General features: G+C 61.1%; 16 protein-coding genes and 3 pseudogenes. 8 read left to right on the forward strand and 11 right to left on the reverse strand.

The annotated features are described in order from the left end of the window. Positions 1-299 precede the first annotated feature (299 nt). Together AC1MH0_RS23550 and AC1MH0_RS23555 are read left to right on the forward strand one after the other, a co-directional pair. Complete coding sequence (locus AC1MH0_RS23550; protein WP_082441329.1) at positions 300-1,742, forward strand: TolC family outer membrane protein; 1,443 nt, start codon at positions 300-302, stop codon at positions 1,740-1,742. Positions 1,743-1,884: 142 nt separating this feature from the next. Next, positions 1,885-2,117 (forward strand): annotated as a pseudogene (locus AC1MH0_RS23555) (ATP-binding protein); the annotation flags it as partial. Between the two features lie 410 nt (positions 2,118-2,527). Here AC1MH0_RS23555 and AC1MH0_RS23560 read toward each other — a convergent pair. Next, positions 2,528-3,019, reverse strand: a complete 492-nt coding sequence (locus AC1MH0_RS23560; RefSeq protein WP_480966470.1) for a P-loop nucleotide/nucleoside kinase family protein — start codon at positions 3,017-3,019, stop codon at positions 2,528-2,530. Between the two features lie 226 nt (positions 3,020-3,245). After that, positions 3,246-3,842: a recombinase family protein gene (locus AC1MH0_RS23565; protein WP_480966471.1), complete on the reverse strand. Its 597-nt coding sequence runs from the start codon at positions 3,840-3,842 to the stop codon at positions 3,246-3,248. Between the two features lie 148 nt (positions 3,843-3,990). Between AC1MH0_RS23565 and AC1MH0_RS23570 the strand changes: the two genes are divergently transcribed. The 3 genes from AC1MH0_RS23570 to AC1MH0_RS23580 are packed head-to-tail and all read left to right on the forward strand — an operon-like array spanning position 3,991 to position 6,889. Beyond that, the gene (locus tag AC1MH0_RS23570) at positions 3,991-5,460 is read left to right on the forward strand and encodes a transposase (RefSeq protein ID WP_480966472.1); all 1,470 of its coding nucleotides are present in this window, start codon (positions 3,991-3,993) and stop codon (positions 5,458-5,460) included. After that, positions 5,460-6,284 (forward strand): AAA family ATPase, encoded by an 825-nt coding sequence (locus AC1MH0_RS23575; protein ID WP_480966473.1) that lies wholly within the window; start codon positions 5,460-5,462, stop codon positions 6,282-6,284. Before AC1MH0_RS23570 ends, AC1MH0_RS23575 begins: the two co-directional genes overlap by 1 nt. A gap of 50 nt (positions 6,285-6,334) precedes the next feature. Next, complete coding sequence (locus tag AC1MH0_RS23580; RefSeq protein ID WP_480966474.1) at positions 6,335-6,889, forward strand: recombinase family protein; 555 nt, start codon at positions 6,335-6,337, stop codon at positions 6,887-6,889. Between the two features lie 76 nt (positions 6,890-6,965). Here the strand turns inward: AC1MH0_RS23580 and AC1MH0_RS23585 are convergent, their stop codons facing one another. From AC1MH0_RS23585 to AC1MH0_RS23595, 3 genes are all read right to left on the reverse strand, one after another. Further along, a complete protein-coding gene (locus AC1MH0_RS23585; protein WP_056060030.1) occupies positions 6,966-7,418 on the reverse strand; it encodes a hypothetical protein in 453 nt (150 codons plus the stop codon). Between the two features lie 63 nt (positions 7,419-7,481). Next, positions 7,482-7,796, reverse strand: a complete 315-nt coding sequence (locus AC1MH0_RS23590) for a helix-turn-helix domain-containing transcriptional regulator (protein ID WP_056060032.1) — start codon at positions 7,794-7,796, stop codon at positions 7,482-7,484. Next, positions 7,796-8,122 (reverse strand): type II toxin-antitoxin system RelE/ParE family toxin, encoded by a 327-nt coding sequence (locus AC1MH0_RS23595; RefSeq protein ID WP_056060099.1) that lies wholly within the window; start codon positions 8,120-8,122, stop codon positions 7,796-7,798. Before AC1MH0_RS23595 ends, AC1MH0_RS23590 begins: the two co-directional genes overlap by 1 nt. A gap of 281 nt (positions 8,123-8,403) precedes the next feature. Between AC1MH0_RS23595 and AC1MH0_RS23600 the strand changes: the two genes are divergently transcribed. The 3 genes from AC1MH0_RS23600 to AC1MH0_RS23610 are packed head-to-tail and all read left to right on the forward strand — an operon-like array spanning position 8,404 to position 10,343. Beyond that, positions 8,404-9,051 carry a ParA family protein gene (locus AC1MH0_RS23600; protein ID WP_056060036.1) on the forward strand — a complete coding sequence of 216 codons (648 nt, stop codon included), beginning with the start codon at positions 8,404-8,406 and terminating at the stop codon, positions 9,049-9,051. A 4-nt stretch (positions 9,052-9,055) separates the two neighbouring features. Beyond that, positions 9,056-9,346 carry a ribbon-helix-helix domain-containing protein gene (locus AC1MH0_RS23605; protein WP_311725827.1) on the forward strand — a complete coding sequence of 97 codons (291 nt, stop codon included), beginning with the start codon at positions 9,056-9,058 and terminating at the stop codon, positions 9,344-9,346. A gap of 43 nt (positions 9,347-9,389) precedes the next feature. Further along, complete coding sequence (locus AC1MH0_RS23610) at positions 9,390-10,343, forward strand: replication initiator protein A (RefSeq protein WP_056060039.1); 954 nt, start codon at positions 9,390-9,392, stop codon at positions 10,341-10,343. Positions 10,344-10,926: 583 nt separating this feature from the next. Here AC1MH0_RS23610 and AC1MH0_RS23615 read toward each other — a convergent pair. The 6 genes and pseudogenes from AC1MH0_RS23615 to AC1MH0_RS23640 all read right to left on the reverse strand — a co-directional run. Further along, positions 10,927-11,676, reverse strand: a pseudogene (locus AC1MH0_RS23615) (type IV secretory system conjugative DNA transfer family protein); the annotation flags it as partial. Positions 11,677-11,765: 89 nt separating this feature from the next. Continuing rightward, positions 11,766-12,296 (reverse strand): P-loop nucleotide/nucleoside kinase family protein, encoded by a 531-nt coding sequence (locus AC1MH0_RS23620; protein ID WP_056405863.1) that lies wholly within the window; start codon positions 12,294-12,296, stop codon positions 11,766-11,768. 93 nt (positions 12,297-12,389) lie between these two features. Beyond that, positions 12,390-12,992 (reverse strand): annotated as a pseudogene (locus AC1MH0_RS23625) (Tn3 family transposase); the annotation flags it as partial. A 120-nt stretch (positions 12,993-13,112) separates the two neighbouring features. Continuing rightward, complete coding sequence (locus AC1MH0_RS23630) at positions 13,113-13,349, reverse strand: conjugal transfer protein TraD (RefSeq protein WP_082446661.1); 237 nt, start codon at positions 13,347-13,349, stop codon at positions 13,113-13,115. Positions 13,350-13,362: 13 nt separating this feature from the next. Beyond that, positions 13,363-13,692, reverse strand: coding sequence for a conjugal transfer protein TraD (locus AC1MH0_RS23635; RefSeq protein ID WP_056405867.1), 330 nt, complete (start codon positions 13,690-13,692; stop codon positions 13,363-13,365). Beyond that, positions 13,692-13,964, reverse strand: a complete 273-nt coding sequence (locus AC1MH0_RS23640; protein WP_156360282.1) for a hypothetical protein — start codon at positions 13,962-13,964, stop codon at positions 13,692-13,694. Before AC1MH0_RS23640 ends, AC1MH0_RS23635 begins: the two co-directional genes overlap by 1 nt. Positions 13,965-14,013: the final 49 nt, after the last annotated feature.

A 14,013-nucleotide genomic window follows, 5' to 3' on the forward strand; every position in this document is an offset into this window, starting at 1 on the left:
TGTTGGAGGACCGACCAGATGGTGCAACTTGTAACGTATGTTTCAACAAGCCATGGTAAGCTCAGAGACTATGATCGGTATTTTGAATAGGGTCGTTCCCCCAATCGCACGGTTTCTACTATCGGAATCATCAAATTTTCGTGATTGAGCGCAAAGGCTCGCTATTGCCCTTTCTATTCTTTGCCGGTCTGATCGGCCACCCGTACAAGGCTGGGGTAACGTTTACCTGAATAGTACATCAAACAAGCCCGTGAGTCCCATTCAGGCATTTATGGGGAGAACAACGCACGGGAGTGCAAATGAAGTACGCCGCCCTTTATCCATGCGCGATCGCAATTCTTTTAAGTACGACTGTTCCGGTTCGAGGAGACACGCTCGGCGAGGCACTCATAAATGCCTATCGCACGAACCCAAGCCTGACAGGTGCGCGAGCGGGTTTGCGCGTGACTGATGAAGGCGTTTCGATTGCAAAGGCCGCCGCGCGGCCGACCCTGTCGGCAACGGCAGATTATCAAGAGTTTATCGTTCGTACCGCTAATAGCTTCTCTGCACCACTGCGAGCCGCTAATGCGGCGGCGAATGTGTCGCTGCCGCTTTATCAAGGCGGCCGTGTCAAAAACGGCATTCGCGCGGCGGACGCTCGGGTGGATTCCGGCCGGGCAAACCTTAGAGCAACTGAAGCGGACGTTTTCACCGCTATTGTATCAGTCTACATGGATGTCATTCGTGACCGCGCCATTGTCGGTTTAAACACCCGTAATGTCGAAGTTCTTGAAACCAATCTTAGCGCATCCCGTGATCGCTTTCAGGTCGGTGACCTTACCCGGACCGACGTCGCTCAGTCGGAGGCACGGCTCGAGTTCGCTCGTGGGCAGCTCGAACTTGTAAAAGCACAATTGGTTACCAGCCTCGAGAACTACATTCGGTTTGTTGGTGTTCCAGCACAAAATTTGGAGAAACCGCCGAAGTTTCTGGGACTGCCGGCGAACGTAGAGGCGGCGCTGGTGACGGCATTCCGCAACAACCCACTGTTGATCGCTGCGAAGTTCGACGCTGCGGCGGCACGCTACGACATCCGTGTAGCTAACGCCGCCCGGCTGCCACGGCTAGCGGCTGTGGGTTCAAGCAACTATAATAACTATCTGGGCACACTAACCAGCACGATTCCCGGTCGGGCGTTCCTCCAATCCCAGCGAACTGCTACAGTCGGGCTTTCTGCTACGATTCCGCTCTACCAGGGTGGTCTGCCCGCTGCTCAGGTTCGACGAGCACAGGCTTTGTCCAGTCAATCACTAGAACAGATCGTGTTTGTTGAGCGCCGGGTAGTTGCGGAAACACGCGCTGCTTTTACCCGGCACCGCGCGACGGAGCGGGTAATCCGGTCATCGCAAGCAGCCGTAGCGGCAAACGAACTGGCGCTTGAGGGTGTTCGCGCCGAAAATAGCGTCGGCACGCGCAACGTACTCGATGTACTAAATGCCGAACAGGAACTGCTCAATAGTAGAGTCCAGTTGGTAACTGCTGAACGGGACGCCTATGTGGCCGGTTTTGCCTTGCTTGCGAGTATGGGACGCGCAGAGGCGCGAGACTTGGGATTGTTTGGCGGTGGGTTGTATCAGCCAAGAATTCGTGATCAGGCGCCGGTGCGAGATCGCCGCTTTGATAGCAATTACGGACCTTCCGACAATATTGAGCAGGGTGAGCAGCCTTTCAACGCCTCATTATCGTCCACCGAACCTTAGGGTAAAAGCCTATTTATTTTGTCGGCCCGTGATCTAGGGGAGCGGATGATAATTCCGAGCGTGAACGCGACCTTAACTTGGCGATCGTCGTAACTATTTGAATTTCACTTCAACAGCCAAATTTATAATCAGTACTATTTCGGTTGCTATTACCGGAACTAGCAAGACGTGCCTTGCAAGTGCCATTACCGGCAAATGGTGCCCGCGACCGCTACTTCACACGATCGACTGAGTGAACCGGCTTGAGGAGGAAATCCGCCTCGGCGAGGCCGGTACGTTCGCAGCTCGGCCGTCACGCCTTGAGGTCGTGATGCTCGACGAGCTTGGTTATCTGCCGTTCGCCACTCGGGCGGGCAGCTGCTCTTCCATCTGGTCAGGACCGCGATCAACACAAGCGAAAAGAACAACCGGGCAGTGACCATCGCCGGAAGGTAGAGATCAACAAATGCTCTCGCAAACGGTCGTTCGCGCGACAGCCGGTCCGATCGCGGCGGAAGCCACTAAAACGGCCCATCTGACTTCCTAAAACCGTCCCTTGTTTCCTTCTCCGAAATCCGGCTAGGTCGTGTCGAGTTTTCGGAGAAGCCCCTTGCTCGTCGGCTATGCGTGTAGATTTGAGCGCTAACTGGCACGCTCTGTCAGCGGTAATTGTCACGCTACGTCGGGGCACGCGGTCCCGCAAACGATCCACAAATGGGAACCGGTAATCTGATCACGATTGGATTGAAGCAATCGGCTGGCCCTCCGCTACCGACGCCCAAGGCGTGATAGCGGAGGGGCGATCGTCATGGACGATGTGACACCACGTCGAACCCTTCGCTGGTTGCAGGGGGAACAAAGTGCTTGGTGAACAGAGCAAAATCTTCGTCGCTGACGTTGAACTCATGCGTGCCGCTTGCATTCCTCTGATGAAGCCGAGCTTTGCAAACATCGTCATCTACATCGAGAAAGTGGAGCTGATGAGCGCATCCAGCCTGTTCAAACAGGGAGCGCATCCATGCGCGACTTTCTGGCGTGTTTGCCGGGAAGTCCAATACTACCGATAATCCGGATCGCAGCAAATCGATCAGATGCGGTGTCATTGCATCGCGCAGGCGCGTTGAGTTTCGTACATAGTCTGCAAGGCAATTTTGCGCGCCTGGGTAGAGGCGCGCCAACCAATAGTCTTCTTTCACTAAAACCGTATTGGGGCTTTTTTCCAAGGCACTTGTAAGCGTGGATTTTCCAGCAGCTATTTTACCGCACACAAGGTGCAGCGTCGGGTGTTCTAAGGACATAATCGAGAACCTTCGCAGATGCGCTTGGCATCATGACATTCACATGCGGATAAACCCGGCCCGACGCATCAGGCCGGGCGGTTAATTCGTCCGCTGCACGCAATAGCGATGTGAAACACGAAGGTCATAACGATAGGGTGCCAAAACTACCGGCTATAGTCCAGTGGCGATCGTCGCATCCCGCCCTTGCCGATTGGGAAGATTTAACGAGATGGCCGGGGGAGGATCATGCCGCCTTGCCCGCAGGTGCAGCGGGTTGGCGTCCAAGCGTGCGGTACACGGTCGGCCGGGATATCGAGAACACCTCGGCGAGATCGCTTATCGAATAATCGTCGGTGTCATACATGCGGCGCAACTCCTTCTGCTGGCGATCCGACAGCTTGGGCTTCTTGCCGCGCAGCTTCCCTTTCGAACGTGCGACCGCCATGCCTTCGCGGGTCCGCATCCTGATCAGGTCGGCCTCGAACTCGGCGAAGGTGGCGAGGATGTTGAAGAACAGCTTGCCCATCGGGTCGGACGGATCGTGGACACTGGCCCCGAGCTGTAGCTTTACGCCCCGCGCGGCAAGGTCGTCGCCGATCGCCCTCGCGTCCGGCACCGATCGTGCGAGACGGTCGAGCTTCGGGACTACCAGCGTGTCGCCGCTTCGTATTGCCGCCAGCGCCTGGTCCAGACCGGGGCGGCTCCGGTTCGTGCCGGTGAACCCCTTGTCGGTGTAGATTCGATCGGCCGCGACGCCGAGTTTGACCAGCGCATCCTGCTGGGCGGCAAGGTCCTGCTTGTCAGTGGAGCAGCGGGCATAACCGATCAGCGTGTGCGTCATGGACAAATCTGTAACGTAAAGGGGTCCTTCAACGCAAAAGATATAGTACCATCTATGTGAGACTCGGCTTTTGGCGGTTTCCCGTGCCTCGACAGGTTAGCCAGCGACCGTCCGCTGAACGATCCTCTATCGGACAGGAGCGATCACCATGGCGGATGATCGAGGGCCGGAGATTGAAAGCGCAGAAGTCGCGAAGCGCATGGCTGTGTTGCGACCGCACCTGATCGATGGCGTGCCACTGACGAAGGTGGCGGCCGATGCCGGCATCCCGATCCGAACCGCCCGGCGCTGGATCGCCCGTTACCGCGCTGATGGACCTGCTGGGCTCGTGCGTCCGCCGCGACCGGAAGCCGGTAAGCGCACCTTCCCAAAGGAGTTGGTCGAGCTGATCGAAGGCATGGCACTCCTGAAGCCGCCGCCATCGATCGCGACCATCCACCGACGCATCACCGGCCTTGCCAGCGAGCGGGGATGGCGGGCACCATCCTACGGCAGCGTGCGTAGCATCGTGGGCGGGATCGATCCGGCGATAGCGACTCTGGCGCACGAGGGCGCAGCCGCGTTCCGCGACAAGTACGAGCTAATCCATCGACACCGGGCCGTCCGACCCAACGCGACATGGCAGGCCGACCACACGCAGCTCGATATCCTGATCCTCGACGCCGACGGCAAAGAGGCCCGACCGTGGCTGACGACAGTTTTGGACGATCATTCGCGAGCGATCGCCGGCTACATGGTGATGCTGGGCGCACCGTCCGCGCTCAACACTTCGCTCGCGCTTCGGCAGGCGATCTGGCGCAAGGCTGATCCGGCGTGGCCTGTGTGCGGCATCCCCGACGTGCTGCACGTCGATCACGGATCGGACTTCACCAGCCTCCACCTCGAACAAGCATCGGCCGACCTGCGCTTCCGCCTGATCTACTCGGGCGTTGCCCGACCACAGGGACGGGGCAAGATCGAGCGATTGTTCCGCACCATCAATACTGAGCTACTGCCCGAGCTGCCGGGGAATCTTCACAACGGCAAGCCGGCCTCGCCGCCCCGCCTGTCGCTCGCAGAGCTGGACGCGGCGATCGGCGTCTACATCGTCTCGACCTACAATGCCCGTCCGCATCGCGCGATCGGCGTTGCCCCGGTTGAGGCATGGCGCGGCGACGGGTGGTTGCCCCGAATGCCAGATACGCTCGCCGAGTTGGACGCGTTGCTGGTCATGGTCGCCAAGTCCCGCACGGTCCATCGCGACGGCATCCGCTTCGAGGGGCTGCGCTACTTTGATCCGACGCTCGCGGCGTATGTCGGGGAGCCGGTGACGATCCGCTATGATCCTCGCGACATGGGCGAGATCCGTGTCTTCCACCGCAACACCTTCTTGTGCAGGGCAGTAAGCGCCGACCATGCCGGCGACAGCATCACGCTGAAGGACATACAGGCCGCTCGCGTCGCGCACCGCCGTCGCCTGCGATGCGAAATCGGAGAGCGGAAGACCCGTGTCGCCGACTTCTTTCCAGCCCTCGTTATTCGCCCCGCCTTGCCAACGACACCGGCCCGTTCGGCCAGCGCCGAAGTCACACGACCGCCGAAGAAACCGCGCCTGCGCACCTATAGCGAAGGCGACTGATGGGCACGGCTCGCGCCACCAGCTTCATCGCGACCCAGGAGCATCGCCGCTTCACCGAGTTCGCCGATGCCGTCCGCAAACATCGTTATATCGGCCTGTGCCATGGCCCCGCCGGGGTCGGGAAGACGCTTTCCGCCCGCCGCTACGCCCATTGGGATGTGGCTGCCGAAACCGTTGAAGTATGGGGCAGGCGTGGGCCAGATGAGGCGAAGGTCAATGCCTACCTCGCCCGATCCCGGACCGTCTTCTTCACGCCGACCGTCAGCTGCAGCCTGCGCGAGCTGCGGCATGACGTGCCGGACCTTATCAGCCGCGCTGACATGTGCATCGACGATCACGTTCGCCCCTGCGTTGAGGGCAAGTGCAAGATCATCGACCACACGACCCGCTACGTGGAGTTGCTGATCGTGGACGAGGCCGAGCGGCTGACCACGACAGCGCTGGAATGGTTGCGTGATCTGTTCGATCGACGGGGGATCGGCCTCATCCTGATCGGCATGCCGGGGATCGACAAGCGCATGGCGCGCTACCCCCAGCTCTTCAGCCGGGTGGGTTTCGCCCATCACTACCGTCCCTTGCAGGACCAGGAGCTGACGTTCGTGCTGACGAGGCGCTGGCGTGATCTCGGGTTGTCGCTGGACGACGCAGACTTCACAGACGCCCAGGCGGTCGCCGCGATCGTGCGCATGACCGGAGGCAACTTCCGGCTGCTGCATCGCCTGTTCGTCCAGATCGAGCGCATCCTACGTCTCAACGAGCTGACCGTCATCACCGAGGATGTGGTCGAAGCGGCCCGCAGCACGCTCGTGATCGGTGTCACTTAGCGCTGACAGAACCGTGCCAATCACCGCTGACATCTACAGGCTATGCGCGCGTGTCCACCAGGGATCAGTCCCCTGCCCTACAGCTTAATGCGCTCCGCGAAGCCGGGTGCGAGAAGGTGTTCACCGAGAAGGCGTCGGGCGCGCAGCGCGATCGGCCGGAGTTGCGTGCCGCGCTCGACTATCTCCGCGCCGGCGATACGCTGGCGGTGTGGAAATTGGACCGGCTCGCACGCTCCGTCCGGCAGCTCGTGGAGACGGCCGAGGATCTCGCCAAGCGCGAGATCGGCCTAAAGGTGCTAACCCAGGCGATCGACACTACCAGCCCCGGCGGGCGGCTCGTGTTCCACGTCTTCGCGGCCGTCGCCGAGTTCGAGCGGGAGTTGACCTTGGAGCGCACCCATGCCGGGCTTGCCCAGGCGCGGGCCTTGGGGCGGCGTGGTGGGCGCAAGCCGGCGATGGGGCCTGCCGAGATCAAGCGAGCCAAAGCGATGCTCGCCGATCCGACCATCACCGTCGAGGAGGTCGCACATCAGATTGGCGTGCAGCCGTCGACGCTCTATCGCCACATACCGGGCGGGCGCAGCTCGCTTAGCCAACCGGCTTAGGTGGAGGCCTTCGTTCGACGGCCGCGTCTTTGTCCCACCCACCCAACCGTTAGCGCCTGGCCTTGCGGCCCGGCAGTCAGGCGAATAGGTCGCCGATCGCACGTAGCCGGAAGGCGTTGAGCCAACGGCGTCGGCGATGTTCAGTGGCGTCGTGGACCATGTGGCAGCGCTGGCAGAGCGCCGCGAGGTTGCGCGGCCGGTTGTCGCCGGGATCATGGTTCAGATGCGCGCTGGCGAGGGCCACGCGCGTGATCCGAAGATGAGCAGGCGGGTCGATGCCGGCGAGACCCGGTTGCGCCCGCGCCAGCTCGTCTGGCGACGGCAGCCGGCGAAGCTCCCTGCCCTGCCCGTCGCGCCAGGTCGCGGCGTCCGCGTCCCACCAGACGCCATTCCCTAAGTGCAGCACGTCGCGGCCGTGGGGGCGACGGCAATGCTCGCAACGCCCCTTCGCGCGCCGGAACCGGATGAGGTTTGACAGTTCGCGCCAGTCGATCGGATAGAGCCAGCGATGTTCGCGCGCGATCGGCATGACGATTCTATGAGTCAGACAGCAGCAGAACGAAAGAGGAAAGTTACCGCTTTCGGGTTCAAATTACGTGGCGCGAACTTCCAGTGTTACACCCGATGCGCGTTGCAGTGTGCTGATGACCGAAAACAGATTGTCAGCAGCGGGATTGCCCGCCGGGCTGAACATCCGCATCAGGCTCTTGGACGGTCGTCCGGTTTGTTCGGCCAGTTCCTCGAAACCTACCGTCGCCTTGATGTAGTCGCGCAAGACCGCCTTTCCCGTGTCGATATCACCGAGGAGGAAGGCATTGACGGCTTCGGTGAGGAGCGCCGAGCGAAACGCCGAGTCCGCTTGAACACGGGCGCGCACAGTATCCTTGAAGTTGCGAGTGAGAGCCATCACGATCTTCCTTTCCTCCGCGCCTTGTAGTCCGCCCACAGCGACTTGGCGGTGTCGATGTCACGCTGCTGCCGCTTCTTCGTGCCCCCACTCAGGAGAATGACGAGGGTTTGGCCGTCCATGCCGAAATAGACGCGATAGCCAGGCCCGAAATCGATCCTGTATTCCGAGACGCCCTCTCCCACCGGTTTGACGTTGGAAAGCGCGCCACGTTCGACCTTGTTCAGCGCCACCGTCACCTTTGCGGCGGCTACCGCATCCAGCGCGGCAAACCAGAGTCCGAACGGGCTTCGCCCTTCCCCGTCCTTATACTCCTTTAGCACCATCGGTTCCATATATGTTACCATTGAGCCGATCGTCAAGGGTGGACGCGCCCGAGCGGGCCGCGCTCTATCTCCGCTTGGCAGCTCCGATCGAGCCGCCATGCTGGCGTCTCGCCCCTGACGGGCTACGATCGCTCGCGCGAACAGAGAGGCCGCCGAGGCGGCCGTGTTGTTGTCCCGCCCGCCCAGCCCTGAGGCCGGCCTTTTAGACCGGCTACAAGAAAGGTTGTGCGATCCTGCCAATCTGCATATTATCATGTCTTCAATATTGAAGGTGTGCACACGTGCATATAATCACACTTGCAGCGCAAAAAGGTGGCGTCGGCAAAACGACGCTTGCGGTCAATCTGGCGGTTGCGGCGCAGGCGGCAGGCATCAGGACGGCCCTGTTCGACCTTGACCCACAGGAAAGCGCGACGGCGTGGAGCGAGCGCCGCGAGGCCGAGCTACCCCATGTAGAGCCGATCAGCGCGCGCCGCTTGAACCAGGCGATCGACGCGGCCGAGGCAAACGGTTTCGACCTCACCATCATCGACACGCCCCCGGCAGCCGGGGCCGAGGCAGCCGCAGCCGCGCAACGAGCCGATATCGTGCTGATACCGTGCCGCCCTTCCCTTATCGACCTCGACGCGATCAAGCGCACGGCCCAGCTCATCATCAGCACCGGCAGGACCGGCTTTGTCGTGCTCAATGCGGCTCCGCCTACGGCAACGACGCTACTGTATGACGCGAGGACACTGGCGGAGGATACCGGGCTAAAGGTCGCGCGCGCAGTCATCAGGGAGCGCAGCGCCTATCGCGCAGCATGGCCCTACGGGCTTGGCGTGACCGAGCATGAACCGTCCGGCAAAGCCGCCCAGGAGATTGCATCACTTCGCCAATTCCTGTTTCATGAATTGCAGAATTGCACACCTGCAAATGTGAAGGCTTGATATCATGGCACGACGATCATCGCTCCTCGCGCCCGCGGTCGCCACAAAGGCAAAGTCCGAGTCCGCCTCGCCTGAGCGTGTAACGTCCCCACCGGACGCGCGCGCTCCCCGGTCGAGCGGGCAACGACCGGGCAAATATCACTTGGGCGCTTACTTCGATCCGGCCGACCCCACCGCCGAGGCGTTCCGAGTTCTGGCCGCGAGGACACGCCGCAGCCATCAGGAATTGCTGGCCGAAGCGATCGCCGAGCTGGTCGCCAAATACGACGCCGACAAGCAGTTCGGACGTGCTTGAACGTGTGCACATATGCACAACTGCAAACGTGCAGGATTGAACCATGAAGAAGCGGCGCGACCCTAGCCCGGAGTTCGACCTGTTCCTGCCGATCATGGGCGACCTTCCGCTCAAGGATCAGCGTGAGACGATGGAGCGGCCGTTCTTTTCCTTGCAGAAACGCAAGCGGGTCAAGCCGATCGAATATACCAGCCCGGACGGCGCGACCTGGGTGAAGATCGAGGCGATACCGGCCTACGGCATGGCGACGATCTGGGACGCCGATATCATCATATGGGCCACGTCGGCGCTCAATCGGATGCGGGAGCAGGGGGGCAACGACCTGCCCAGGACGCTTACCACCACGTCCTACGACCTTTTGCGGGCGATCAAGCGCAACACCAGCGGTCGCGCCTATCAAGATCTCCAGGCCGCCCTACAGCGGTTGCAGACGACCTCCATTTCCACGTCGATCCGCGCGCCCAAACGTCGCAGCAAGGCGGGCTTCAACTGGCTCGACAAATGGACGTTGGAGGTCGACCCCGAAACGGACCAGCCTCGCGGCATGACCATCACCCTGTCGGATTGGGTCTATGAGGGAATCATGGCGGAGCGGTCGCTTCTGACCATGCACCCCGACTACTTCCTGCTAACCGGCGGGCTTGAGCGGGCGCTTTATCGTATCGCGCGCAAGCACGCTGGCAATCAGCGTGGAGGGTGGACGTGCCGGGTGGAGGTGCTGCGCGACAAAACCGGCAGCGACAGCAAGCCAAAAGAGTTCAACCGGATGCTCCGCAAAATCGTGGAGACCAACCAACTTCCCGATTATGCGGTGGAAATGGTGGCAACGAACGACGGTAGCCCGGCCATTCTATTTCGGTTGAGAGGGGAGGCAGAAGCCTTGGCACTCTCCGAGCAGCTCCAGGCCGAGCAAGACCGGCGCGACCGCATGGAAGCCGATCGACGGCGCACCGTAGAGGTCGATGACCTGATGGACCGGCTTTCAGGACGCTCCTAACTATCGTGTTATCACACACCGCCGCCCTCGGAAGCGATGCAGCCCCGTTGAGATCAGGAGCCGACAAGGCCAACAGGACACCCGCGATCGGCATTTTCGAGCCGTTTCTATCGTGTTTTCACACACCTTTGATACGTGTTTTCACACACCGCGCTATCGTGTTTTCACACACCGAATCACGTGTTTTCACCCACCGCCGACTTATGCAACCCATTGATCCTAAAGGAGGAAATGGCCACTTTTTGCGGCTTAACCTACTTAACGATTCATATTTAACAGATTCTTTTAACGTCAGCAGTACGCCCAGAACCCTACGAGAGAAGGTCAAATGGAATCGGCCTATGGCCGATCCGCCTTCGTTTCGTGCCGCCTTCGGCATCACAAGGGCGGCGCAAGCGCCGCTGGCTAAGCGGGAAAGAAGTGGGCGAGGTAGCGGCCAGAAGGTTGCACAGCGACCGTCAGGAGCGCGGTGGAGGGCAGGGAAAGGGCCTTCGACTATCCCAGGTGCTGATCGCAGTGAACGTCACCAGCGGGGCTTAAATCAACCCGTTGGTTTGCGGCCGAACAAGCAGGCCGCGACCGGTCACGCCGGATCGAACCGCCCGGCGAACTCGCGATCGTCGTAGTAGCGCAGCTTGGCGGCGATGATCGGGCGCTGCCCGGCGAGGAACAGGAGCTGGCGATCGGGGCGCAGCGTCCGGACTTCATCGGGGGTGAGGAGGGCGCGGCCGACATGCTGCTGCCCGTAGGATAGGCCGCTTTCTTCCGCGTCGATTGCGCGGCTCATGGTCTCGAACACGACGGTTTCCTGCCCGGCCAGATCGGAGACGAGTTTGGCGCTGTCCTGATCGTTGACCCCGAACACTTGTAGCACCCCTGCGTTAGACAGGAAGGTGCCGGCCCGCTGCCCGTATAGCGCGCGGAGCTGGTGAACGTCCTGGAGGATCGGCCAGAGCTGGACGCCATAGCCCGCCATCAGTCCCATCGCGCGTTCGACCGGTTCGAGACGGCCGAGGGCCGCGAACTCGTCGAGCAGGAACAGCACCGGCCAGGGCGGGCGACCCGGCGCGCGCGCCAGCTCGGTCAGGGCTTGCGCGACTATCAGCCGCAGCCAGCGCGCATAGCTGGCGAGCCGATCGGGCGGCAGCACGAGGAACACCGTCGCCGGCGCATCCTTCAACCCGGCGAACGTAAAATCCGAGCCGCCCAACACCGTCGCCATGCGCGGGGAGTCGAGAAAGTGGGTATGGCGTTGCGCGGCGGACAGCACGCCGGCCGCTTCGCGATCGGATTTGCCGAGCTGGCGGTTGGCGGCGCGCGCGACCAGGCCACCTTGGGGTCACTGCACGAAAGTGAATTTTACGTACGCTAGGCGCGAACGAACGGCGAACGGCAGGAGTTGTTGGAAAGCGGTTTGTCCGCTCATGGCGACGGCGCTCGATCCTCGGCTATCATCTCAAGCCGCTGTTCAATCATAGCAACAGCCTCCACGGCGCTGAAAAGGGCCGTGTCCACTATCAGGCGGGGTTCGGTCCACGGGACGTAATCGTGCGATGTGACGGACGACCACGTAGGAAGTCTGAAACCTTCTATGTCGGGTGCACGACCCTCTACCCGGCGCTTATGTTCGTCTACATCGCTACAGATGATTCCGACCTCAAAGACGCCTGCTCCGTCAATGGCTTGCGCCACACCACGCCAGCCTTGCCGACTTTCGGGGACGGGATTGACGCTATCGGCAACAACCCAGTTGCCCAGCTTGAGGTTCGACGCTGCGATGGCGAAAGCAACGACATAGCCTGCGGCACCGATATCGCCGGCAAATCCTGACTGTTGCCTCAGCACGTGCTCGATCTCATCAACACGGACATAGGCTGCCGATCGTTTGGTAACCAACGCCTTCCCAATAGTCGTCTTGCCGGTCCCGGGCAGACCGCTAAGCACGATGAGCATAAGACCTCCGTTGCCAAATCACGTTTGCTTACAGGAATTGCCGGTTAGGTCGAGAACGGCCGCAACTGAGTGATTCTGGTCCCACAGACGGTTTCAGGCGGCCAGTAATGAGGGCGATGTGCGAAGCGGCCTTAGCTGACCCAGCCCCGGCCTGTCGCCCCGCTCCCAGCTATAGTCGCCCGTGAGCGCGATATGCTCCCAGCCCAGCGGTGCGATATGGCGGGCAACGTCTTCCAGCGTTCCCATGTCGGCCAGTGCCTGTTCGAGATAGCGGGTGTTCCACAGGATGATCGCGGCGACCAGCAGGTTGAGGCCGGAGGCACGGTAGGACTGGTTCTCGAACCGGCGATCGCGCAGTTCGCCGAGCTGGTTGAAGAACAATGCGCGAGCAAGCGCGTTGCGCGCCTCGCCCTTGTTCAGCCCGGCCTGGGTTCGCCTGCGCAGATCGATGTCCTGCAACCAGTCGAGCATGAAGATCGAGCGTTCGAGCCGCCCGACCTCGCGTAATGCCAGTGCCAGACCGTTCTGGCGCGGATAGGCGGACAGCTTGCGCAGCATCGCCGAGGCTGTGACAGTCCCAGTCCGGATCGAGGTGGCAAGCCGCAGCAGTTCGTCCCAATGCGCGGCTGCATGGTCGTGCGCGATCGGATCGCCGACCATGACGAGCAGCGTCGGAGTTGGCGAGCTGCCATCCGGCCAGCAAATGTCCGATGATGCTGGCCGCGAACAGCAGGAGCAGCACGATCGTCAGGCCATTGTTTTTAAAAAAAACGCATGGTCGATCCTCCCCCTTCATGATGATCGACCCTCACGGGGTCACCCCTCAGCAAGCGAGCCAGAAGGTGCATCGGCCTCAGAATCGAACGCGCGTTTTCCGCGTCTTTTCCACAGCGCCAGCATATCGCCAGAATCGTCGCCGCGACCACGCCCGGCGAGATCAAGCAACGCGCCGTAAAGGGTGGCGCGATCATCGTCTGTCAGCTCGACCAAGCCAGCTTTCTGGACCAGTCCGCCCAGCTCAATCAGGTGGCGTGTTCGTTCGCGACGTTGCACGACCCAGCTCCTGCTATCCGTTCGCCGTTCCGCCGCTTCCGCTCGCAGCGTCGCCGCCCGGTTCAATCGTAGCGCCCGATCCGTCGATTGCAGCAACGCCGCCACCTTTGCGCCCACGCCGCTGAAAGAACGCCGCGCCCTTCGATCGCCACGCCTCCTTTGCCGCAGCGTCTTTCGATCCAATCGCATCGAGCAGGACGCCGGTAAGGGTTTGCGCATCCAGCGCATCGGCACCTGTAGCGGCAACGAGCTGGCCGAGCTGTTCGACCCGCTTCGCCTTGAGCGACCGAGCCTTGTCGTTCAGCGCCCTCAGCTCGGCATCGTAATCGCGAACCTTACGCATCACGAGTTATCCTCATCCAGTTCCTCCAACGCAGCTGGAATATCCGACCACAGCGAACCCGCTGTGCCATCCACATCGATGCCGGGCGGTGCTTTCCCCTCCCAAACAATGCGCCAGCCATAGATTACCCCATCTTCACGCCATGCCGTTGTGACTGGTGTTTTCGTCACGCTGAAGGGGTGCTTCCTGAGCGTACCCACATCGATCCCCAGCGCATTGGCAATATGCTCATTGCGATGATGCTTCATCGCACCCTTATGGGGATGGCTCATCAAATTCTCTCCCTGCTGTAGGCAGTTTGCCAGAGTGTATGGAGAGATC

The organism is Sphingomonas sp. AP28 (genome assembly GCF_056680455.1).

Bases quoted from the DNA above. Each gene is read 5' to 3' on its own strand.
- AC1MH0_RS23550 (WP_082441329.1), top strand. From the start codon at position 300: ATGAAGTACGCCGCCCTTTATCCATGCGCGATCGCAATTCTTTTAAGT.
- AC1MH0_RS23560 (WP_480966470.1), bottom strand. From the start codon at position 3,019: ATGTCCTTAGAACACCCGACGCTGCACCTTGTGTGCGGTAAAATAGCT.
- AC1MH0_RS23565 (WP_480966471.1), bottom strand. From the start codon at position 3,842: ATGACGCACACGCTGATCGGTTATGCCCGCTGCTCCACTGACAAGCAG.
- AC1MH0_RS23570 (WP_480966472.1), top strand. From the start codon at position 3,991: ATGGCGGATGATCGAGGGCCGGAGATTGAAAGCGCAGAAGTCGCGAAG.
- AC1MH0_RS23575 (WP_480966473.1), top strand. From the start codon at position 5,460: ATGGGCACGGCTCGCGCCACCAGCTTCATCGCGACCCAGGAGCATCGC.
- AC1MH0_RS23585 (WP_056060030.1), bottom strand. From the start codon at position 7,418: ATGCCGATCGCGCGCGAACATCGCTGGCTCTATCCGATCGACTGGCGC.
- AC1MH0_RS23590 (WP_056060032.1), bottom strand. From the start codon at position 7,796: ATGGCTCTCACTCGCAACTTCAAGGATACTGTGCGCGCCCGTGTTCAA.
- AC1MH0_RS23595 (WP_056060099.1), bottom strand. From the start codon at position 8,122: ATGGTGCTAAAGGAGTATAAGGACGGGGAAGGGCGAAGCCCGTTCGGA.
- AC1MH0_RS23605 (WP_311725827.1), top strand. From the start codon at position 9,056: ATGGCACGACGATCATCGCTCCTCGCGCCCGCGGTCGCCACAAAGGCA.
- AC1MH0_RS23610 (WP_056060039.1), top strand. From the start codon at position 9,390: ATGAAGAAGCGGCGCGACCCTAGCCCGGAGTTCGACCTGTTCCTGCCG.
- AC1MH0_RS23620 (WP_056405863.1), bottom strand. From the start codon at position 12,296: ATGCTCATCGTGCTTAGCGGTCTGCCCGGGACCGGCAAGACGACTATT.
- AC1MH0_RS23635 (WP_056405867.1), bottom strand. From the start codon at position 13,692: ATGCGTAAGGTTCGCGATTACGATGCCGAGCTGAGGGCGCTGAACGAC.
- AC1MH0_RS23640 (WP_156360282.1), bottom strand. From the start codon at position 13,964: ATGAGCCATCCCCATAAGGGTGCGATGAAGCATCATCGCAATGAGCAT.